The 20,483-nt window shown below is 68.8% G+C and carries 22 protein-coding genes; 12 read left to right on the top strand and 10 right to left on the bottom strand.

Annotation, left to right across the window (positions count from 1 at the left end; translation table 11 throughout):
- Positions 1 to 124 precede the first annotated feature (124 nt).
- Positions 125 to 1,024 carry a LysR family transcriptional regulator ArgP gene (locus AC5RVV_RS09710; protein ID WP_494001109.1) on the bottom strand — a complete coding sequence of 300 codons (900 nt, stop codon included), beginning with the start codon at positions 1,022 to 1,024 and terminating at the stop codon, positions 125 to 127.
- A gap of 40 nt (positions 1,025 to 1,064) precedes the next feature.
- Here AC5RVV_RS09710 and AC5RVV_RS09705 point away from each other — a divergent pair, with 40 nt between their 5' ends.
- Positions 1,065 to 1,715: a LysE/ArgO family amino acid transporter gene (locus tag AC5RVV_RS09705; protein ID WP_494001108.1), complete on the top strand. Its 651-nt coding sequence runs from the start codon at positions 1,065 to 1,067 to the stop codon at positions 1,713 to 1,715.
- Positions 1,716 to 1,737: 22 nt separating this feature from the next.
- A complete protein-coding gene (locus AC5RVV_RS09700) occupies positions 1,738 to 2,259 on the top strand; it encodes a metallophosphoesterase family protein (protein WP_494001107.1) in 522 nt (173 codons plus the stop codon).
- On the opposite strand, the gene AC5RVV_RS09695 is transcribed toward AC5RVV_RS09700, so the two are convergent.
- Positions 2,256 to 2,450, bottom strand: coding sequence for a DUF2795 domain-containing protein (locus AC5RVV_RS09695; RefSeq protein WP_493979809.1), 195 nt, complete (start codon positions 2,448 to 2,450; stop codon positions 2,256 to 2,258). The genes AC5RVV_RS09700 and AC5RVV_RS09695 overlap by 4 nt on opposite strands.
- Positions 2,451 to 2,821: 371 nt before the next feature.
- On the opposite strand from AC5RVV_RS09695, the gene AC5RVV_RS09690 reads away from it, so the two are divergent.
- The 3 genes from AC5RVV_RS09690 to AC5RVV_RS09680 all read left to right on the top strand — a co-directional run bounded on the left by AC5RVV_RS09690 (position 2,822) and on the right by AC5RVV_RS09680 (position 6,539).
- Positions 2,822 to 3,493, top strand: a complete 672-nt coding sequence (locus AC5RVV_RS09690; protein ID WP_494001106.1) for a transglycosylase family protein — start codon at positions 2,822 to 2,824, stop codon at positions 3,491 to 3,493.
- 113 nt (positions 3,494 to 3,606) lie between these two features.
- The gene (locus tag AC5RVV_RS09685; RefSeq protein WP_494001105.1) at positions 3,607 to 5,298 is read left to right on the top strand and encodes a long-chain-fatty-acid--CoA ligase; all 1,692 of its coding nucleotides are present in this window, start codon (positions 3,607 to 3,609) and stop codon (positions 5,296 to 5,298) included.
- A 251-nt stretch (positions 5,299 to 5,549) separates the two neighbouring features.
- Complete coding sequence (locus tag AC5RVV_RS09680; protein ID WP_494001104.1) at positions 5,550 to 6,539, top strand: ABC transporter substrate-binding protein; 990 nt, start codon at positions 5,550 to 5,552, stop codon at positions 6,537 to 6,539.
- A gap of 108 nt (positions 6,540 to 6,647) precedes the next feature.
- Here the strand turns inward: AC5RVV_RS09680 and AC5RVV_RS09675 are convergent, their stop codons facing one another.
- Positions 6,648 to 7,232: an LOG family protein gene (locus tag AC5RVV_RS09675; RefSeq protein ID WP_494001103.1), complete on the bottom strand. Its 585-nt coding sequence runs from the start codon at positions 7,230 to 7,232 to the stop codon at positions 6,648 to 6,650.
- A 36-nt stretch (positions 7,233 to 7,268) separates the two neighbouring features.
- Between AC5RVV_RS09675 and AC5RVV_RS09670 the strand changes: the two genes are divergently transcribed.
- A complete protein-coding gene (locus AC5RVV_RS09670) occupies positions 7,269 to 7,808 on the top strand; it encodes a DinB family protein (protein WP_494001102.1) in 540 nt (179 codons plus the stop codon).
- An 11-nt stretch (positions 7,809 to 7,819) separates the two neighbouring features.
- On the opposite strand, the gene AC5RVV_RS09665 is transcribed toward AC5RVV_RS09670, so the two are convergent.
- From AC5RVV_RS09665 to AC5RVV_RS09655, 3 genes are read right to left on the bottom strand one after another with little or no spacing between them, the layout of a single operon-like run.
- Positions 7,820 to 8,035 (bottom strand): Rv3202a family protein, encoded by a 216-nt coding sequence (locus AC5RVV_RS09665; protein ID WP_493979815.1) that lies wholly within the window; start codon positions 8,033 to 8,035, stop codon positions 7,820 to 7,822.
- A gap of 60 nt (positions 8,036 to 8,095) precedes the next feature.
- Positions 8,096 to 8,398, bottom strand: coding sequence for a MoaD/ThiS family protein (locus tag AC5RVV_RS09660; protein ID WP_494001101.1), 303 nt, complete (start codon positions 8,396 to 8,398; stop codon positions 8,096 to 8,098).
- Between the two features lie 11 nt (positions 8,399 to 8,409).
- Positions 8,410 to 9,507 (bottom strand): WD40/YVTN/BNR-like repeat-containing protein, encoded by a 1,098-nt coding sequence (locus AC5RVV_RS09655; RefSeq protein ID WP_494001100.1) that lies wholly within the window; start codon positions 9,505 to 9,507, stop codon positions 8,410 to 8,412.
- Between the two features lie 95 nt (positions 9,508 to 9,602).
- Between AC5RVV_RS09655 and AC5RVV_RS09650 the strand changes: the two genes are divergently transcribed.
- Positions 9,603 to 10,871, top strand: coding sequence for an MFS transporter (locus AC5RVV_RS09650; protein WP_494001099.1), 1,269 nt, complete (start codon positions 9,603 to 9,605; stop codon positions 10,869 to 10,871).
- A gap of 146 nt (positions 10,872 to 11,017) precedes the next feature.
- Here the strand turns inward: AC5RVV_RS09650 and bcp are convergent, their stop codons facing one another.
- From bcp to AC5RVV_RS09630, 4 genes are all read right to left on the bottom strand, one after another.
- The gene (gene bcp / locus AC5RVV_RS09645; RefSeq protein ID WP_494001098.1) at positions 11,018 to 11,482 is read right to left on the bottom strand and encodes a thioredoxin-dependent thiol peroxidase; all 465 of its coding nucleotides are present in this window, start codon (positions 11,480 to 11,482) and stop codon (positions 11,018 to 11,020) included.
- Between the two features lie 172 nt (positions 11,483 to 11,654).
- The gene (locus tag AC5RVV_RS09640) at positions 11,655 to 12,620 is read right to left on the bottom strand and encodes a PDR/VanB family oxidoreductase (RefSeq protein ID WP_494001097.1); all 966 of its coding nucleotides are present in this window, start codon (positions 12,618 to 12,620) and stop codon (positions 11,655 to 11,657) included.
- A gap of 125 nt (positions 12,621 to 12,745) precedes the next feature.
- On the bottom strand, positions 12,746 to 14,425 hold the full coding sequence (locus AC5RVV_RS09635; protein WP_494001096.1) for an HAL/PAL/TAL family ammonia-lyase: 1,680 nt from the start codon (positions 14,423 to 14,425) through the stop codon (positions 12,746 to 12,748).
- A complete protein-coding gene (locus AC5RVV_RS09630) occupies positions 14,403 to 15,185 on the bottom strand; it encodes an IclR family transcriptional regulator (protein ID WP_494001095.1) in 783 nt (260 codons plus the stop codon). The genes AC5RVV_RS09635 and AC5RVV_RS09630 overlap by 23 nt, the downstream gene beginning before the upstream one ends.
- A gap of 171 nt (positions 15,186 to 15,356) precedes the next feature.
- Between AC5RVV_RS09630 and AC5RVV_RS09625 the strand changes: the two genes are divergently transcribed.
- The 5 genes from AC5RVV_RS09625 to AC5RVV_RS09605 all read left to right on the top strand — a co-directional run bounded on the left by AC5RVV_RS09625 (position 15,357) and on the right by AC5RVV_RS09605 (position 20,479).
- Positions 15,357 to 16,565, top strand: coding sequence for a cytochrome P450 (locus tag AC5RVV_RS09625; protein ID WP_494001094.1), 1,209 nt, complete (start codon positions 15,357 to 15,359; stop codon positions 16,563 to 16,565).
- 81 nt (positions 16,566 to 16,646) lie between these two features.
- On the top strand, positions 16,647 to 17,858 hold the full coding sequence (locus AC5RVV_RS09620; RefSeq protein WP_494001093.1) for an MFS transporter: 1,212 nt from the start codon (positions 16,647 to 16,649) through the stop codon (positions 17,856 to 17,858).
- A gap of 119 nt (positions 17,859 to 17,977) precedes the next feature.
- Positions 17,978 to 19,333 carry an MATE family efflux transporter gene (locus tag AC5RVV_RS09615; RefSeq protein ID WP_494001092.1) on the top strand — a complete coding sequence of 452 codons (1,356 nt, stop codon included), beginning with the start codon at positions 17,978 to 17,980 and terminating at the stop codon, positions 19,331 to 19,333.
- Between the two features lie 9 nt (positions 19,334 to 19,342).
- Positions 19,343 to 19,951, top strand: a complete 609-nt coding sequence (locus AC5RVV_RS09610) for a hypothetical protein (RefSeq protein ID WP_494001091.1) — start codon at positions 19,343 to 19,345, stop codon at positions 19,949 to 19,951.
- 102 nt (positions 19,952 to 20,053) lie between these two features.
- On the top strand, positions 20,054 to 20,479 hold the full coding sequence (locus AC5RVV_RS09605) for a hypothetical protein (protein ID WP_494001090.1): 426 nt from the start codon (positions 20,054 to 20,056) through the stop codon (positions 20,477 to 20,479).
- Positions 20,480 to 20,483 lie beyond the last annotated feature (4 nt).

Here is a 20,483-nt window from a genome sequence, read left to right as displayed (position 1 = left end):
CCCTTCGTCTGGATCTCCCCCTCCACTGTAGGGGCCGGGCACCGGTGCCGGGGCTCGGGGCCGAGAAAACGGCGCCTTTGGCGGCGGGCGGAGGCGCCGCGCGCGGCGGGATTTCCGGGCCGGGCTAGTGCTGCCGCAGCTGTTCCCGGGCGGTCAGCCGAACGCATGAAGTCAGTTCGTCCAAGACCGGCGAGCTGATTTTCCAGCGTTGCCAGTACAACGGCACGTCCACCGGCAGGTCGGGGGCCAGTTCGTGCAGCGTCCCGTCGCGGACGTCCGCCAGGCACTGTTGCTCCGGCAGCAGGGCCCAGCCAAGGCCCAGCCGGACCGCAGCGGCAAACTCCGCCGAGGCGGGCAGATAATGGCGCGGCGCCCCCAGCGCAACGCCGGTCAGTTCTCGGTAGAAGCGCTCCTGCAGGTCGTCCTTACGGTCAAAATCCAGCACCGGCGCGGCCGCAAGCCACGCCAGGTCGTCGTCCGCTGTCCCGGCGGGCCGCCAGTGCTCCAGGTAGGCCGGGCTGGCCACCGCCCGGTAGCGCAGCGCGCCGAGGGCCTCCACCGAGCAGCCCTGGACCGGTTCCGGCGTCGCCGTCACCGCCGCCGTCACCCGTCCTGCCCGCAGCAACGAGGTCGAATGCTGCTCGTCTTCGCGGTGGACTTCGAAAAACACCCCGCGGCCGCGCGGCATGCGGGCCAGCGCGCCCATGAACCAGGTGGCCAGCGAATCCGCGTTCACCACGAGCGGCAGGGCCACGCCGTCACCGTCGCCGCCGAGTTCGCGCTGCGCATCGGCCTGCAGGACCCGCACCTGCCGCGCCAGCCGCAGGACCACGTCTCCGGCCGCCGTCGGCCGCACCGGGGCGGTTCGCTGCAACAGGACCTGCCCCGCCGCTTGCTCCATCGCCTTGATCCGTTGGGACACGGCCGACGGCGTGACGTGGAGCACGCGGGAGGCGGCATCGAAGCTGCCCTCCTGAACGACGACGGCGAAGGTCGCCAGGTGGTCGAATTGGAAGGGTTGCATAAGGTCAGCTTACGTAACGCAAGTTTCTTTAGCTGTACTGATGCTCGGGTTGTCAGTAGCGTCGACTGTTGTGACCACCGCTATTGCTCCCACCGTTTTGTTGGGCCTGGGAACCGGGCTGGCCCTGATCGTCGCCATCGGGGCGCAAAACGCCTTCGTGCTGCGCCAGGGCATCCGCGGCGAGCACATCGGCGTCGTCGTTCTCATCTGCGCGGTGTCCGATGCAGTGCTGATCACCGCCGGCATTGCCGGCATCGGTGCCGTGATCCAGGCCGCTCCGGCGGTTGTGGACGTCATCCGTCTGGGCGGGGCGGCGTTCCTGCTGGCCTACGCGGTGTTCGCCGCCAAACGGGCAATCCGGCCGGGCGTGCTGACCGCCTCGGCCAATCGCTCCGGCGGGGGACTGGCCGCAACGGCTGCCACGGCGCTGGCCCTGACCTGGCTGAACCCGCACGTCTATCTGGACACGGTGCTCTTGCTTGGTTCCATCGCCAACACCCAGGGGCCGGAACTGCGCTGGTATTTCGGCGCCGGTGCCGTGGCGGGCAGCCTCATCTGGTTCGGCGCCCTCGGCTTCGGCGCCCGGCTGCTGCGTCCCTTCTTCGCCCGGCCGGGCTCCTGGCGCCTGCTCGACGGGCTGATCGCCGTCGTCATGCTGGCGCTCGGGCTGCGGATGGCCTTCGGCCTCTGACCCGATATGCGAGGATGCCGGTATGGCCACCTCATTGCTGCTGCTGGCGGACACCCACGTGCCGAAGCGGGCGCGGCACCTCCCGGACCAAGTGTGGGACGCGGTGGAGGCGGCCGACGTCGTCTTCCACGCCGGCGACTGGGTCACCGCCGGGCTGCTTAACGACCTGGAAGAGCGGAGCCGGCGGCTGGTCGGGGTGTACGGCAACAACGACGGCGATGACCTGCGCGCGCGGCTGCCGGAGATTGCCCGGGCGACGATCGCCGGGGTCCGGTTCGCCATGGTGCACGAAACCGGGTCGGCAAAGGGGCGCGAACAGCGCTGCCAAGCTCGCTTCCCCGATGCCGACGTGCTGGTGTTTGGCCACAGCCACATCCCCTGGGACACCACGACGCCCGGCGGCCTGCGGCTGCTGAACCCGGGTTCGCCCACGGACCGCCGCCGCCAGCCGGTCTGCACGTACATGACCGGGACGGCCGACGGCGGCCGCCTCTTCGACGTCGAGGTGGTGCCGGTGGACAGGGCTGCCGGCCGAGGGCGCTAGTTGCCGGCTACCGCTTTGCTGACCTCGGCCGGGCTTTCGTACTGCTTGTCGGGGAGATTCTTGAGCGCCGAGAGGACGTCGTCCCCGGCTCCGGATTGTTCCGCCTTCTTCACCAGGTCGGCGGCGGATGCCGGGTAGTCCACGCCGCCCAGGGCCTTCTGGATGTCAATGGGACTGGGATTCTCTGCCATGGGAAATCCTTCCGATCGAATAGGAATCCCCACGCTACGTGCTGGGCCGGGCAGTGGGAAGGGCCCATAGGGGCGCGGGCGCGCATAGCCGTAATTCGAGCCGCCGCGCGCACCGACACGCTTGTGTCAGATCACGGTTTTGCAACGTTGGTTACTTTACGGTAACGTGCAGTTCGTGCGCGGGCGAGATGACCGTGCCAGGGGATGCCGGAACTTCCGGCATGAACTACCCATGGAATGCCCGGACGCTGCCCACGCCTTTCGCCGTCAGAATGGCAGACGTCCACATGACCTCGATTATGCGAGTGGCTGACGGCGGTGCGGAGACGTTCGGGGACGGACTGAGCACAAGGCGGCCTCAACGGAGCATTGTGAATCCAAACAAAAACCTGAACCTCAGCCGTGCCCTGCGTGGCGGCCTCGCCGCCGTCGCCCTGACAGGAGCCAGCGTTGCGCTGGTCGGACCGGCCGCGAACGCCGCCGATGGGGCAACCTGGGACGCACTGGCCCAGTGCGAATCCGGCGGCGACTGGAACATCAACACCGGCAACGGCTACTCCGGCGGCCTGCAGTTCGCCCCGGGGACGTGGGCGGCTAACGGCGGCAGCGGTTCTGCCGCTGATGCAAGCCGCGCCGAGCAAATTGCCGTGGCCGAGAACGTCCTGGACAGCCAGGGCTGGGGCGCCTGGCCCGCCTGCTCGTCCAAGCTGGGCCTGGCCGGCGGCGGCGGAGGGTCGCAGGTGAGCAGCCAGTCGGCCCAGATCCAGCAGGCACCCGTCCAGCAGGCACCGGTCGCCCAGGCGCCGGTCCAGCAGGCCCCGGTCGCCCAGGCTCCGGCCCCGGCACCGGCCGCACCCGCGGTCCAGGCACCGGCGGTCAGCGGCGAAACCTACACCGTGCAGCCCGGCGACACCCTGGGCAAGATCGCCCAGTCCCTGGGCCTTCAGGGCGGATGGCAGGAGCTGTTCGCCGCCAATGTGGACACCGTTTCCGATCCGAACCTGATCTTCGTGGACCAGGTTCTGCAGCTGCCCGCGCAGTAACCGGCATGACCCGCAGCGCCCCGTTCTCCGTCAGGAGGACGGGGCGCTGCGGGTTGGGCCCAAAAGACGCGCCCTAGACTGGTAGCAACCGAGTGAGAGGACGGGCCGCTGCTGTGTCCACCGTTGAGAATCGCCCGTGGCTGCAGAACTACCAGCCAGGCGTGCCGGCCGAGATCGATGTACCGACAGAATCCCTGTCGCACATGCTGGAAGACTCGGTCCGCCGGTTCCGGAGGAAGACGGCCCTCGACTTTTTCGGCGCCACGACCAGCTATCGCGAGCTGGGCCGCCAGATCGACCGGGCGGCGGAAGGCCTGCGCCGGCTTGGCGTAGGCCCGGGCAGCCGCGTGGCCTTGATCCTGCCGAACTGCCCCCAGCACGTGGTGGCCTTCTACGCCGTGCTGCGTCTGGGCGCCGTCGTCGTCGAACATAATCCGCTGTACACCGAGCGAGAACTCCGCCACCAGTTCGAGGACCACGGGGCGACGGTTGCCGTTGTCTGGAACAACGTGGTGGCCAAGGTGCAGGCGTTTCCGCCGGACATCGAGGTTAAGTCGATCGTGTCAGTGGACCTCGCCCGTGCGATGCCCCGGGCCAAGCGCCTGGCCCTGCGACTGCCCGTCCCGGCGGCCAGGACCGCGCGGAAGGCGCTGACCACCCGGGTTAAGGGAACCGTGACGTGGGAGAGGCTGCTGCAGGCCAGGCCGCTGAAGAAGTCGCACCCCCGGCCGGCGGTGACCGACCTGGCGGCCATCCAGTACACCTCCGGCACCACCGGCAAACCCAAGGGCGCCATGCTCACGCACCGGAACCTGCGGGCCAACGCGGAGCAGGGCCGCGCGTGGATGCACGGCGTGTCCGAGGGCAAGGAGGTCATGTACGCGATCCTGCCGATGTTCCACGCCTTCGGGATGACCCTGCACCTGACGTTCGGGGTGCTCATCGGCTCCCGGGTGGTCCTGTTTCCCAAGTTTGACGTGGACCTGGTGCTGGCAGCGGCGAAGAAGACCCCGCCCACCATCTTCTGCGCGGTGCCGCCCATCTACGAGCGCACCGCCCGGGAGGCCAGGAAGCGCCGGGTGGATTTGGGGTCCGTGCGGTTCGCCATCTCGGGTGCCATGGACCTGCCGCAGGCCACCGTGGACCTGTGGGAGGAGACCGCCGGCGGCCTGCTGGTGGAGGGTTACGGTATGACGGAGACCTCGCCGGTGGCCCTGGGCAACCCGTTCGCGCCGACGCGGCAGAACGGCACGATCGGTGTCCCGTTCCCCAGCACGGAGATGCGGGTGGTTGACCCGGAGGACCCGGCGCGCGACGTGGCGACGGGACAGCCGGGCGAACTGCTGATCCGCGGCCCGCAGGTTTTCCAGGGGTACTGCGGCAAGCCGGAGGAAACGGCGGAGGTCCTGCTCGACGGCGGCTGGGTGCGCACCGGCGACATCGTCACCGTGGACGCGCAGCACAACGTCCGCATCGTCGACCGGGTGAAGGAACTGATCATCACCGGCGGCTTCAACGTCTCGCCGTCCGAAGTCGAAGACGCCCTCCGCTCACACCCCGACGTCGTGGAGGCCGCGGCGGTCGGCCTTCCGCGCCCGGAGGGCGGCGAGGAGGTGGCGGCCGCCGTCGTGCTTCGCCCCGGAGGCGCCGTCCAGCTGGACGAACAGGGGTTGCGGGACTACTGCCGCGGCCGGTTGGCCGCGTACAAGGTCCCGCGCCAAATCGTCGCGGTTCAGGAGCTGCCCAAGTCGATCCTGGGCAAGGTGCTGCGCAAGCAGGTCAAGGAGCAACTCGCCGCCCGGTGAGGGGGCGTGCTGGCGGGCCCGGCAACAAGGGGGCGACGACGAGCAGAATGGGTGGAACCAGCGGGGGCGGGGGTGACGCGAACAAGGGGTGACGCCAACAAGTGGGTGACGCGTCACATTTCGTGCGCGCGGCAGGCGCGCGGTGTGAGCCGTGACATAGTGGTCACCGGTGGCAGCGCAATGACCGCGCTCTCCGGTTGGGGGAGATCCGCGGGCGCTGTCACTTGATTTTTTCGAACTGAGGAAGTGACATGAAGCGAACATTCCTGACGCTGCTGGCCGGTGTCTCGGCGCTTGGCCTGGCGGCTTGTGGATCCGGATCGCCCAGCGGCGGCGAAGGCAACGAGGCCGGGGGGAACGAATCCGCCGGCGCCGGCGACCTGACCAAGGTGACCGTTGGCGTGATCCCGATTGTGGACACCGCCCCGCTGTGGCTCGGTGACTCGAAGGGTTTCTTCGAAGAAGAGGGCCTGGACCTGGACATCCAGAACGTCGCCGGCGGCGCGGCGGCCATCCCCGCCGTGGTCAGCGGCGGGTTCGACTTCGCCTTCGGCAACGTCGTCTCGGTCATGGTCGCCAACGACAAGGGCCTGGACATCCAGCTGGTGGCCAACGGCAACTCCACCTCGGGAGACACCTCGCACGACTTCGGCGGGGTGGTGGTGAAGGGCGATTCGGACATCAAGTCGCCCAAGGACCTGGCCGGCAAGACCGTGTCCGTGAATACTCTCTCCAACATCGGCGACACCACGATCCGCAGCGTGATCGAGGCCGACGGCGGCGACCCCGAGAGCGTGAAGTTCGTCGAGATCGGTTTCCCGGACGCCCCGGCCGCGCTGGCCAACGGTCAGGTTGACGCCGCGTGGATCCTGGACCCGTTCCTGTCCCAGTCCGTCGAGGACGGCGGCCGCGTGGTCTCCTACAACTTCGCCGACTTCGACAAGAACCTGGACATTTCCGGCTACTTCGCTACCGGCGAGACGGTTTCCGGCGATCCGGAGCTGGTCAAGAAGTTCCAGGCCGCGATGAACCGCTCGCTGGAGTACGCGCAGGAGAACCCGGACGAGGTCCGCGAGATTGTGGGCACCTACACCAAGATCGACGAAGACGCCCGCGCGGAGATGGCCCTGCCCACGTTCCGCAAGGACTTCAACATGGAGGCGGCGCAGAAGCTCGCCGACGCCGCCCTGAAGTACGGCACGCTGCAGAAGCCGGCGGAACTGGACAAGTTCTTCCCGTAGGCTTCAACGTCTTACCCCGGTACGACGGCGGGACCTCCCGGCCGTCTGCTGCCCACGACAGCGCCTCTCCCGGACGGGAGGGGCGCTGTCTGCATTCCGCTGAGGCCGCTAGATGCGGCTGCGCTCGCCGGGGTCCCGCCACTTGCGCACCGGCGGCGTCCAGTCCTCGATGGCGTCCAGCAGTTCGGCGGCGGAGCCTGCCACGATGACCGCATCCCGGTAGTCCTGCTTGAGGAAGCCGCCTGCGACCAGGCCGTCGATGGTCGCCAGCAGCTGGTCCCAGAAACCGTTGATGTTCAGGAAGGCCACCGGCTTCTCGTGGATCCCGAGCTGAAGCCACGTCCAGGCCTCGAAGATCTCCTCCAGCGTCCCGATGCCGCCCGGCAGCGCCACGAAGGCGTCGGCCAGGTCCGCCATCATTTGTTTGCGCTCGTGCATGGAGTCCACCACGTGCAGGGTGCTCAGCCCGACGTGCCCCACTTCGGTCTTGTCCAACGATTCGGGGATCACGCCCACCACGTCGCCGCCGGCTGCCACCGCACTGTCCGCGACGACGCCCATCAGGCCTACCTGCCCGCCGCCGTACACGATACCGATGCCGCGCGAGGCCAGTTCCGTGGCGAAGCGCTCCGCCTCCCGCGCGTAGATGTCGTCCCTGCCGCTGGCCGATCCCGTGAAAACTGCAAGTCGCATGCGGCCATTATTCCAGCGCCGCTAGACTCGCTGACCATGAGCGACGTGGACGAGCAAGGCCGCACCGACCCTCCGCTGGCGGCGGGGGAGGCGGAGACCCTGCTGGGTTTCCTGGAGTTCCACCGCGCCACCTTCGAATGGAAGTGCGCCGGCCTGGGTGCCAAGGAGTTGGCGGCGCGGCTGGCTCCGTCGAGCATGACGTTGGGCGGGATGCTCAAGCATCTGGCGTTCGTCGAAGACTACTGGTTCTCCGTGCGGTTGCACGGGCAGGACCCGCAGCCACCCTGGGACACTGTGGACTGGAAGGCCAGCCCGGACTGGGACTGGCAGTCCGCGGGTGAAGACACACCGGAACAGCTCCGCCGCATGTGGAAAGCCGCCGTGGCACGCTCCCGCTCCCTGACCGCTGAAGCCCTGGCCGACGGCGGCCTGGACGGGACCGGCTCGGCGGCCGGGTCCACTACCGGGGTTCCCGGCTTGCGGTGGATCTTGGTCCACATGATCGAGGAGTACTCGCGGCACAACGGGCATGCCGACCTGCTGCGCGAGGCAGTGGACGGACTGGTCGGGGAGTAGCGGTCCCGCTGCTACTCGGCTTCCCCGCGCGGATACTCGTCGTCCTCGTCGGACTTGACCGGTTCGAGCTGCTCCTGCAGGTCGGCCTCGTTCGCCTCCCAGGTGGAGGTCATCGCCGGCGACGCTTCGTGTTCCAGGTCGTCACTGCGGACTGGAAGGGCCTGTTCCTGCACGTCCGCCTCGTTGGCTTCCGTGATGTCCGCTTCGTGCTGGCTGTTGCTGGTCATCGGGTCCCTCCTCCAAGTTGCGGTGGCTATTGGTACACATTGTCGGCTTAATCGTGAATCCTATCCACCGGCGACGGACTGGATAATCAGCAGTTCCTGACCCGGTTCCACGAGCGTCGCCGGTCCCTGCAGCGTGCGGATGTCCTCGCCGTCGAGATACAGATTGACGTAGCGGCGGATGGCACCGGTTTCGTTGCGGACCCGGCGGTTGAAGACCGGGTAATCGCCGGCCAAGGCGTCCAGGATCTCCGCCACTGATCGCGGGCCGGATGCCGGCACGGTCAGCTCACGCTGCTCGCCGGTCACCTTGGCCAGCAGGCTGGGCACGACGACAGTGACCGCTTTTTCTGCCACACCCACCACGGGATTCCTCCTTACAGGGTGGCCGCGCGGACGCACAGGACGTCCGGCAGCCCCGAGGCCACTTCCACGAAGACTTCGCCCTCGTCGGCACTGGCGTATACCGAGCCGCCGCGGGTGCCGAAGTAGACGCCGGCCGGATCGCCGGTGTCCACGGCGGCCGCGTCGCGCAGCACCACGTTGTAATCCTGGTCCGGCAGCCCGGTGGCGAAACGCGCCCAGGTGGCGCCGCCGTCGTCGGTCCGGTGCACGGCGAGATGCCCGTCCGGCGGGATCCGCTCGCCGTCGGCCTTGATCGGGACCACCCACGCGGTCCGGGACCTGCGCGGATGGGTGAGCATGACGAAGCCGAAATCGGTGGGCAGCCCGTCGGCAATGGACTGCCAGTTGTCGCCGGAATCGTCCGAGCGGTAGACGCCGTGGTGGTTCTGCGCGAAGAGCGTGGACGGGTCGGCGGCATCCCGCGCGATCTTGTGGACGCATTGGCCCACCTCGGGATTCGGATCGGGCATGAAGTAGGCGCTGATGCCGTGGTTGCGTGCCTGCCAGCTGGCGCCGCCGTCGGTGGTCCGGTAGACGCCCCCGGTGCTCATGGCCACGTGCACGGTGTCCGGATCCTTGGGGCTCGGCAGCACCGAATGGACCGCCGCTCCGCCGTAACCGGCCCCCCACTGGTCCTTGTCCGGGTGTTCCCACAGGCTGCGGTTGAGCTCGAAGTGCTCGCCGCCGTCGGTGGACTTCCAGACCGAAATCGGTTCGCAGCCCGCCCAGACTACGCCCGGCCGGTCCGCGGCGTCGGGCTGGATCTGCCAGATCCGCTCCACCGCGGCGCCGTCGTTGTCGCCGAAGCGGATGGCGCCGTTCTCCGGTTCGGTCCAGGTCTCGCCGAGGTCCTCCGAGCGGAAGATCGTGGGCCCCCAGTGTTCGGAACGGGCTCCCACCAGCAGGCGGGTCGAGCCGCCGCGCTGGTCGATCCCGATGCTGGGGATCTCGTTCATCAAAAAGTGCGGGCCGGACAGGGACCAATTGGTCCGGTCGCGGCTGGTAGCCAGCCACAGCCCTTTCTTGGTCCCGATCGCCAGGACCGTCTCCCCAGTAGCCATGCCACCCATTCGACCACCGGGCCACCGGCTGCGCAACGGTTTTGCGACGAACGGCCGGGCTCGGGGCAGAATGGGGAGGCCGGCCGTACTTCAGGAACGAGGACATGAGCACGCATCCGCCGAACCAGCCAGGGTCCCGCCTCTGGCTTTGGGTCCTGATGGCGGCCGCCGTGCTGACCCAGACGTCCCTGAACGTGTCGCGGCCGGTGGTTTCCTACAAGCTGCTGGCCCTGGGCGGAGACGCCGCAGTCATCGGCGTGGTCACCGCCGTCTACGCCGTGCTGCCCGTGGTGGCGGCGCTGTGGCTGGGGCGGGTGAGCGACCGGATTCCGTCGCTCAAGGGCATGGTCGCGTTGGGTGCGGCCCTGCTGGCGGTGGCCACGCTGGGGCTGGCCCTGGCGCAGGGGTTCGCGGTCATCGCGATCTCCATGGCCCTGCTCGGGGTGGGGCACCTCGTGTTCACCATTGCCGGCCAGTCCGCCATCGGGCGCTATGCGCCGCTGAACCAGATGGACAGCGGTTTCGGCTGGTTCACCGCAGCGTTTTCGCTGGGCCAGTTGGTCGGCCCGCTGTTGGCCGGGCTGCTGCTGGGCAGCGAGACCGCGGGAGTGGGGCCGAGCTGGCTTGGCGCCATCGACCTGACCCTGCTGCTGGCGGCCGGCATTGCCGCAGCCGGGGCGCCCGTGATGCTGATCGGCGCGCATCCCGGCGCCGCGGCCCGGCGGCTCCGCCGCGGCAAGAACGACGGCGGCGCCGCGCGGGAGCTGGTGGTGAAGGAGCCGGTGAGCCAGATCCTGCGGCGGCCCGGCGTGGCCTGGAACATGCTCGCGTCCATGGCGCTGCTCTCGGTGATCGATATCCTGGTGGCGTTCCTGCCGCTGGTCGGCGAGGAGCTCGGGGTGCCGCCGCTCTGGGTGGGCGTCCTGCTGGCGGTGCGCGCCGGCGCGTCGATCATCTCGCGGATCCTGCTGCCCTGGTTGGTCCACCGCTGGACCCGGATCCAACTGCTGGTGGTCAGCCTGCTGGGCTCCGGCGCGGCGATCGCGGTGACGCCGTTCGTTCTGGAGCCGTTCTGGGTGGCCGCGGCGGCGCTGTTCGTGGGCGGCTTCCTCCTGGGCCTGGGCCAGCCGCTGACCATGACGCTGATTAGCCACGCGGTGCGGCCGGAGTCCCGGGGGTCGGCGCTGGCGCTGCGGCTGCTGGGCAACCGGGTGGGGCAGGTCGTGCTGCCGCTGGCGGCGGGTCTGGTGGCCGCCCCACTAGGCCCCGGCGGCGCCATCTGGTTCTCCTGCGCGGTGCTGGGGGCCGCCGCCGCGGCACGGTTGACGGTGCGCACCGGCGGTGGCGGCGGCGGCCGGCAGCCGGCCGACTGAAGCCGGCCAGACGGCTCCGGTTCGGGCGCACGCTCCGGTTCGGGCGCCTGCTCCGGTTGTTTAGTGGAGCAGGCGCCCAAAACGGAGCGACGACGGCGCCAGCCAAGCGCCGCCGTCGTGCTTGGGATGTTGGGAAGTCCCCGGGACTAGACCCCGAGCGTCTCGCGCAGGCGGGCGACGTGGCCCTTGGCGTCCACGTCGTACTCGGCGTGCTTGATGGTTCCGTCCGGACCGATCACGAAGGTGCTGCGGAGCGTGCCGGTGAAGACCTTGTCGCCGAACGTCTTGTCGCCGTAGGAGCCGTACGCCTTGGCCACGGCGAAGTCTGGGTCGGAGAGCAGCGAAAACGTCAGGCCCTCGGCGTCGCTGAACGCCTGGATGGCCTCGGGGCCGTCCGGCGAAATGCCGATGACGTCGTAGTTGGCGGCCTGCAGGGAGTTGAGGCTGTCGCGGAAGTCGCAGGCCTCGGTGGTGCAGCCGGGGGTGGCGGCCTTGGGGTAGAAGTAGACCACCACGTTCCCGCCGGCGTAGTCGGACAGCGAGACCTTCTTGCCGTCGGCGTCGGAGAGGGTGAACTCGGGGGCGGACATGCCGGGCTGGAGCTGGGACAAGAAGATCCTCTTTCGTGGGAGGTAACAGTGGAAACCGTGCTTTCGTCACCGAGTCTAATGGCGAGGCCGGCCGGAGCATGCCGCTGCCCCATCAATGCGTGAGGCATCGAGCGCTCCGGATATGGTCAAGTGTTGGACGCCGGCCAGGGAGGGGCGGAAGCTCGGGGCCGGCTCAGATATCCAATACCAAGCGCCCGCCCTTGCAGCGCGAGACGCAGATCATCATGGTGTCCCCGGCCGCGCGCTCCTCGTCCGAGAGCAGGCTGTCCCGGTGGTCGGGTTCGCCGGATATGACCGGGGATTCGCAGGTGCCGCAGATGCCCTCGCGGCAGGAGTTCAGCACGGGAATGCCAATGTCCATCAAAGCCTGCAGGATGGTGGTGCCGGCGGGGACGGTGACCTCGGTGCCGTCAGCGGTCTCGACCACAAATTCGCTGTCTGCTTCCGCCGCGGCCGGGACGGGGGCGGGACCGGCAGCAAAGCGCTCAAAGTGGTACCTGGCCGGATCCGCCCAGTCCGCGGTCAGTTGTTCGAGCGCGCCCAGCAGCGGAGCGGGTCCGCACGCATAGACGTGGGCGTCGGCGTCGAGTTCGGCCAGCAGCGGTTCGAGCGGGAAGAGGCCGGACTCGTCGTCGGCGTGGAAGCGGACGCGCTCGCCGTAAGCGGCCAGTTCGTCCTTGAAGGCCATCGAGGTGCGGCTGCGGCCTAGGTAAACCAACGTCCAGTCCGCGCCGGCGGCCTCGGCCTGCCGGACCATCGCCAGGATCGGGGTGATGCCGATGCCGCCGGCGATGAACAGGTAGCTGCCGGCCGGTTCCAGGGCGAAGTTGTTCCGCGGGCCGCGCACCTGCAGCTTGGTGCCGGGCCGCAGCTCGTCATGGATCCAGGCCGAGCCTCCGCGTCCGGCCGGTTCCCGCAGCACGCCCAGGCGCCAGAAGTCGTCCTCCGGCCGGGAGCAGAGCGAGTACTGCCGCAGCAGCCCGTTGGGCAGCAGCACATCCACGTGCGCGCCGGCCTGCCACGCAGGCAATGCCTCGCCGCGGGGATGCTGTAGCCGCAGTGCCACCACCGAGTCGGAGGCGGGCTCGATCCGGGTGACCTCGACGTCGAAGAAGCCGTCGTGCGGTGCGGTTTCCATGCAGGTGTCTCCTTGTATTGTGCCCGGCGAACGCCCGTGGCAGGGGGCTAGCGGGCGCTTGCTGTGTTCCGAAATGGCCGGCTCCGGCGGCCTGTTCCCACCGCCGGGCCGAACGGCTTCCCAACCTAGGCCGAGCCGGACAGCACCTCATTGACCGCAGTGACGACGGCGCCGCCGTGGACGAGTTCCCGGGCGGTGCGGACGCGCGGGTACATCACCACGTCCCTGTTGATGTGGTCCACCGCCCGGCCGTCGGCCGACCTGGACGAACGGACCATCTCCAGCACTGCCCGACTGGCCGGTGCCAGCGTGGCGGACGCGGTCTCCGGCTTGGCCAACCGCAGTTCCAGGGCCTGGCAGGCCATGAGAAGTTCGATCCCCACCACAGTCTCGATGTTCGCCACGACCTGCCGGGCGTGCCTGCCGGCGTTGTTGGCCATGGAGACATGGTCCTCCTGGTTGGCGCAGGTGGGGATCGAATCCACACTGTCCGGATGCGAGAGGGTCTTCGAGTCCGAGACGAGAGCAGCGGCCAGGTACTGCGGAAGCATGTAGCCGCAGTCCATGCCGGTCTGCTCGCTGTCGATCAGCATGTCCGGCAGCCCGCGGTTGAGGGTGCCGTCGTCAAGCCGGAAGAGCCGGCGCTCGGTGATGTTCCCGATCTCGGTGACCACAATGGAGATAAAGTCCGCGGCGAAGGCCACGTATTCGGCGTGGAAGTTGCCGCCGGAGACTGCCTTGAGGGAGCGGCTGGCCGGAAGCGCCGGAAAGATCAGCGGATTGTCGGTGGCGGCGTTGATTTCGTTGCCGATGATCCCGGCAGCGAACTCCAAAGTGTCCTTGACCGGGCCGAAGACCTGCGGCACGCAGCGCAGCGAGTACGCGTCCTGGGGCGGCTGGCGCACAGGGTCGGCCTCGGCGCTGCCATCGACCAGGGAACTGCCGGCCAGCAGTTCCCGGATTCGGGCGGCCACCTCGATCTGGCCCTTTTGGCCGCGGGCTTCATGCAGTTCGGCGATGAAGGCGTCGCCGAAGCCCATCAGCGCCTCGATGGTCATGGCGGCCGTAATCTGCGCGGTTTCCAGCAGGTTGTGTGCGTCGAACAGGGCAAGAGCCGCCTGGGCGCAGGAGAAGGAGGTGCCGTTGAGCAGTGCCAGGCCGTCCTTGGCGCCCAGAGGCAGCCGGTCCAACCCGGCGGCGGCCATCGCGTTCTTGCCGCTGGTTATGGCGCCGTCCAGGAAAGCCTCGCCGGAGTCCAGTTCCTCGTCTTCGCCGGTGTGCGGGCGGGTCATCACAATGGCCACGTGCGCCAGCGGAATCAGGTCCCCCGAGGCACCCAGCGAGCCGTACTCGGGGATGGCAGGGCAGACACCGCGGTTGAGCATTTCAGCCAAGGTGGTGACGATCTCCGCCCGGATGCCGGAGTGGCCCTGAACCAGGCTCACGATCCGGATGAACATGGTCGCCCGCACCACTTCCTCGTCCACATAGCGGCCGACGCCGGCGGCGTTTGACAGGACCAGCCGGCGGGACAGCTCCGCAGTGTCGGAAGCCTCGTCGAAGGCCCTGCGTCCGGCGAGGGAACCGAAACCGGTATTGATGCTGTAGATCGGCGCGGTAGGGTGGCCGGCTTCCATCTGCTCCACCACCGATCCGAGCCAGGCCCGGCTTGGTTCCATCCGGGCCAGCGCCTCGTCGGAGATCTCCACCGGCCGGCGGAACCGCGCCACCTGGATCACATCTTCGAGCGTAGTGCGGCTGATCCCCACTACGACGGGGGTTTCAGTGACGGTCTGGGTGTTCATCGGCGATCTCCCTGGTTGATTGAAAACTGGTCGTGGACTCGAGCGATTCGGTGAGGTTCCGGGCGGCGCAGCCCAAGGCATTGAGCGCGGAATTGATCCAGGCTGTGGTGCCGCAACGGCTTTCGGGGCCGGCGACGTTGAGCGAACTAACCACCTCGCCGCGGCAGAAGACCGGCACTGCGACGGATACCGAGCCCGAATCGAGCTCGCCGCGTGAGACGGCGCGGCCCGCGGCGCGGATCTGCGGCAAGGCCGCCTGAACCTGCTCGGCCGTCGGAGTGTGGTCCGTGAAGCGCGGCAGCTGGCGGTCCAGCACTTGGCGGACGACGTCCTGCGGCGCCCAGGCCAACAGGATCCGCTGCCCGGCCCCGGCATGCAGCGGCAGCATTTCGTTAATTGCGAAGGTGTATTTGAGCGACTTATCCGGCTCGACCCGTCGCAGGCACATGGCCTGGGTGCCTACCCGGATGATCAAGACGGCCGTCTCGCCCACCGCATCAACCACATCTTTGAGCACTGCCGTGCCCACCTCTGCGAGGTGGGACTGAACGTGGTGCCGCCCGGTGAGTTCCAGCAGGGCCCGCCCGGGCCGGTAGCGCCCCCCGTCTTCCTGGACGAAGCCGCGGTCCTTGAGCGTTTTGAAGTACCGGTAGGCGGTGCTTTGCGGGATGCCCAGCTTGGTGGCCACCGCGTCGATGGTGGCATCGCCGTCGGCAGCGACCTCGGCCAAAATGGCCAGTCCGCGCTCGAATGATGTCAACCCAACCTCCTCACAAACCTTCCGGCATCCGGGGCACTCCAGAGATGCTCCACCGAGGCTGGCCGCACCGGCAATTGCCATTCTCACAGAATGAGAATGGGATTCCGCTTCAGTCTCAAAACACCGCTACGTTGAGGCCATTCCCTGCCGCAACGATGAGTGAGGCCTCCAATGACAACCGACTTGCCGGTGGCAGCAGCCCCCGCCATTTCCGACGATCCGTATTCGGACGCGAACCTGACCGACCCGTATCCGCTGTTCGAGCGGATGCGCCAAGCCGGACCTGGGGTGTGGCTGGACAAGTACGGTGTGCCGGCGTTCACCCGTTTCGGTGCGTGCAAGGACATCCTCGACGACTACGCCACCTTTATTTCCGGTGCCGGCGCGGGGCCGAAAAACCTGCACCACGAACCGTCATGGCGTCCGCAGGGCATCATGGAGTCCGACCCGCCCCTCCACACCGCCATGCGCCAGGCGATGGCCGGCGTGATCTCCCCCAAGGGGACCCGGGCCCTGCGCGGGCAGTTCCAGGAATTCGCCGACGAGCTGGTGGAGCAGGTGCTGCAGCTACGCGAGTTCGACGCCGTGACCGACTTCGCACAGGTCTTCCCGCTGCGGGTATTCGGCGACGCGGTGGGAATTCCCCGCGCGGGGCGGGCCGAGAACCTGCTCGCGCTCGGTGCGATGAACTTCAGCACTTTCGGCCCGGACGACGAGCGGTCCAAGGAGTTCTTCCGCCTGGGCGCCGGCACTAATGACTGGGCCATGGCCAATACAGCCCGGGAGCGACTGGCGGAGGGAAGCTTGGGGGCACAGATCTGGGACTACGCCGACCGCGGCGAGATCACCGAAGCCCAGGCCGCGCTGCTCGTGCGGGCCATGCTCTCGGCCGGGCTGGACACCACCATCTTCTCGATCGGCAACACGCTGGCTGCGCTGGCACAGCATCCGGGGGAGTGGACCAAGGTCCACGAGAATCCCCGGCTAACCAAATTCGCCATCGACGAGGCCTTCCGGTACGAGTCACCCTTCCAGTCCTTCTTCCGCACCACCAGCCGCGATACTGTCTTGCACGGTCTCGAGCTGGCGGCCGATACCAAGGTGGCGGTCTTCGTCGGCGCGGCCAACCGCGATCCGGAGCACTGGGGACCCGACGCCCACGAGTACCGGATTGACCGGCAGGCCGGCGGTCATTTGGGATTCGGCATGGGAATCCACCAATGCGTCGGCCAGCCTATCTCGCGGCTGGAAATGGACGTGCTGCTGACCACCCTGGCCAAACGTGTGAAGACCATCGAGTTAACCGCCGAACCCGTGCCCTTCCTGCACAACACGCTGCGAGGCTGGCAATCCATCCCCGTGCGCATCATTCCGGCCTAGGGGGCGGCTGAGGCGGACTGCAACCTGGGGAGGGACCGCCCAATTCCCGACGGCGGTGGCACCCGGCATAGCATCGAAGGCGTGAGCGACGCGGAACAACCCTGGGCAGGCCACCCGAAAGGCAGCCGGGGATACCGCAACAGGCTCCTGGCCCTGCTCTTCGGCGGCTTCGCCACGTTCGCCCAGCTGTATTCGGTGCAGGCGGTGCTGCCCGGCATCGCCCGAACCTTCCAGGTCAGCGCGGCCGACGCGGCGCTCAGTCTTTCCGCCGCCACCATCGGCCTGGCCCTGGCCGTCATGCCCTGGTCCGCGGTGGCGGACCGGGCCGGCCGCAAGCGCACCATGACGTGGGCGATCGGCGCCGCCGTGATCCTGGGCCTGGCGCTGCCGCTGGCGCCGAATTTTCCCGCCTTGCTGGCGCTGCGCTTCCTGGAGGGCGCCGCACTGGGCGGCATCCCCGCCGTCGCACTCGTCTACCTGAACGAGGAGGTGCAGCGGCTGCACGCGGCGGTCGCGGCCGGCACCTACGTGGCGGGCACTACCGTGGGCGGCCTGGCCGGCCGCCTCATCGCCGGGCCGGTAGGGGAGTGGGCCGATTGGCGCGCCGGCGTGCTGGCGGTCAGCGCCGCCGCCGCGCTCGCCGCCGTGCTGTTCGTGCGGCTGGCACCGGCCCCGCGCGGTTTCCGGCCGATCGTGCGCGGGCAGGGGCCCGGGTTGGGGCAGCGGATCCTGGCCAACCTGCGCTCGGGACCGCTGCTGGCGCTCTATGCCCAGGGATTCCTGCTGATGGGCGGATTCGTCGCCGTCTACAACTATCTGGGCTTCCGGTTGGAGGCACCGCCGTTTTCCCTGCCCGCGTCGCTGGCCTCCCTGCTGTTCCTGGCCTATCTGGCCGGCACCGTGAGTTCCCGGGTGGCCGGCGGCCTGACGGCGCGGACCGGCCGGCTGCCCGTGCTGCTGGGCGGGATCGTGGTCAGCATTGCCGGGCTGGCGGTCACCCTCGCCGATTCGCTCGCGCTGATCCTGCTGGGGCTGGTGGTATTCACGGCCGGATTCTTCGCCGCGCATTCGGTCGCGTCGGGCTGGACGCCGCGGCTGGCGACGGTCGGCGCGGCCCAGGCGTCCAGCCTGTACAACCTCTTCTACTACGCCGGTTCCAGCCTGTTCGGCTGGGCCGGCGGCCTCTTCTTCGGCCGGTTCGGGTGGACCGGCGTCGTCGCGTTTACCGCCGCGCTCGCCGTCATCGCCGGTACGACGGCGGTGCTCGCCCTGCGTACGCGAGGCGCCGGATAACGGGAACGCCAGGAAGCCTTGTACAAGTGCATGCATAATGCATGCACGGTGGCTAAAAGCTCCAGGGCCGCGTTGCCGGTTCGTCACGCCGGAATCCGGGCTGCAAGGGGCCTAAGCTGGTGGGCGTGAACCCGGAGAAGACAGCCGTACAGCGGCAGGGACGGAGCCTGAACCGGCAAATCCTTGCACTCGCCATCCCCGCCTTCGGCGCCCTGATCGCCGAGCCGCTGTTTTTGGCGGCCGATTCGGCCATCGTGGGACACCTCGGGGTGGCGGAACTGGCCGGAATGGGGCTGGCCGCCACCGTGGTGCAGACCGTCGTCGGACTGATGATCTTCCTCGCCTACTCCACCACGCCGGCGGTGGCGCGGCTGCTGGGCGCCGGCCGGATGGCGGATGCATACGGGGTCGGGCGGGACGGCATCTGGCTGGCGCTGGCCGTCGGCGTGGTGCTGGCCGCCGCGGGCTGGGCTTTCGCCCCGGACCTGACCGCGGCCATGGGGGCCAACGGGCAGGTGCAGGGGTTCGCGGTGGACTACCTGCGCTGGTCGATGCCCGGCTTGCCGGGCATGCTGATCGTGCTGGCGGCCACCGGGGTGTTGCGCGGCCTGCAGGACACCAAGACCCCGCTGCTGGTCGCCGGCATCGGCTTCCTCGCCAACATCGGACTGAACTTCCTGCTGGTCTACGGGATGGGGCTTTCGGTGGCCGGGTCCGCCATGGGCACCAGCCTGGTCCAGTGGGCCATGGCGGCGGTCTACCTCGTCATCGTCTACCGCGGAGCCGTCAGGCACCGCGTGCGGCTGCGGCCCACCTGGGTCGGCCTGAAGGCCACCACCCAGGTGGGATCCTGGCTGATGCTCCGGACCTTGAGCATGCGAATTGCGGTACTCGCCACCGTTTTTGTGGCCACCTCGCAGGGCCCGGTAAGCCTGGCCGGCCACCAGCTCGTGATGACGATGTACAGTTTCCTGGCCTTCGCGCTGGACGCCATCGCGATCGCCGCGCAGGCCCTGATCGGGAAGGAACTGGGGGCCTCGAACAAGGCGCTGGCACACTCGCTGACCCGCCGGATGATCGTCTGGGGAGTGGGATTCGGCGTGGTGACCGGCCTGCTGCTGGCGGCGGTGGCGCCGGTGCTCGGCTGGGTGTTCACATCCGACCCGGCCGTCCATCAGGCGTTCACGGCCGCGATCTGGCTGCTGGCCCTGAGCCAGCCGATCTGCGGTCTCGTCTTCGTCCTCGACGGCGTGCTGATCGGCGCCGGCGACGCGCGGTACCTGGCCATTGCCGGCGTGGTGAACCTGCTGGCGTACGCGCCCCTGCTGGTGTGGGTGGCCACGGCCGGGCTGACCGGCACGGCGGGACTCGTCTGGCTGTGGGCGGCCTTCGGGCTCGGCTACACCGCGGCCCGCGCGGTCACGCTCGGCTGGCGGGTCCGCAACGATGCGTGGATGGTAACCGGGGCACACTAGGCTTGAACCGTGACGATCCCGAGTACTACCCAGGCGGCCGTGTTCTGGCAGCCGGTCCTGATCCGCGCCCTGGTGGCCGCAGCCTTTGGCGCCACCACCATCTTCTGGCAGGAACCCGACCGCACCGTGATGGCACTGGCCGGCGGGCTGTTCCTGTTGCTCAGCGGCGGGGCGGTCTGGCTGCTGGCGCGCAAGCCGGCCGCTGCGGCCCACCGCCAGCTGCTGCTCCTGCAGGCCGCCGTACTCGCGGTGGCCGGCATCCTGACCTGCGCCCTGCAGACGGTGCCGATGTTCACCGTGCTGGCCACCGCGGCGCTGCTGGTCTCCGGCGGGGCCGAGCTGATGCTCTGGTGGAGCAATCGACCGACCCGCTGCCACGAGGTTCCCGGGAACCCGGCGGCTGCCGCGGCCGGTGAGGCCGGGTCCGTGCTGGCCCGCGACTGGCTGATCACCGGTGCCGTGTCCGTGGGCTTCGGCGTCGCGCTGCCCTTCTTCGCACACTTGGGCCCGCATGCGCTGCTGGGGGTGCTGGGCGGGGCGGCGATCATCATCGCCGTCGTCCTGCTGATCGCCGCCCTCAGCCTGCGCCACGACGCCAGACATCCCACGGCCGGCTGAATATCGCCCGCGGGTGTGGCCGGCGCCACTGGTGCCTGCGCGGCAACTTCTACGGCCGGTAGACTGGATGCAGGCTTTACCCGTCAGCAGGAGGAAATCATCGTGGGCAAGAATGCGTCTGGCCGTCCGGGCGAAGGACGGATGTCCGTCAAGGGCCCGCTGATCTTCTCGGCTGTACTGGCCGTGATCGCCGGCACGCTGACCATGGTCTTTGCCACCGGCGGGTCCGGAAACCTGCTGCGCTGGGACCTTGGCGTGACGGCGGCCGGCATCGCCTTCATCGCCTCGCTGCTGATCGTTGCGGTGCTGACCATGTCCACCAAGGAAAACCCGAGCCACCTCAGCGAGGGCTCCGGGATCCATCGGGTCTCCTCGAAGATCCCCGGCGGCGCGGGCACCGTTCCGGCCCCAGGTACGCCGCAGAGCCGGGCCCAGGTGGAAGAACAGCAGGCGGCGGAGGCCGCCGCGAACCCCGAGGCCACCAACCGCCTTTCGGGGAACGACGACGACGGCGACGCGCGCCGCTAATGCC

The organism is Arthrobacter sp. MDT2-34-1 (genome assembly GCF_059091365.1).
Note: the sequence above shows the minus strand (reverse complement) of the source record. Positions and strands in the feature narration are given on the sequence as shown.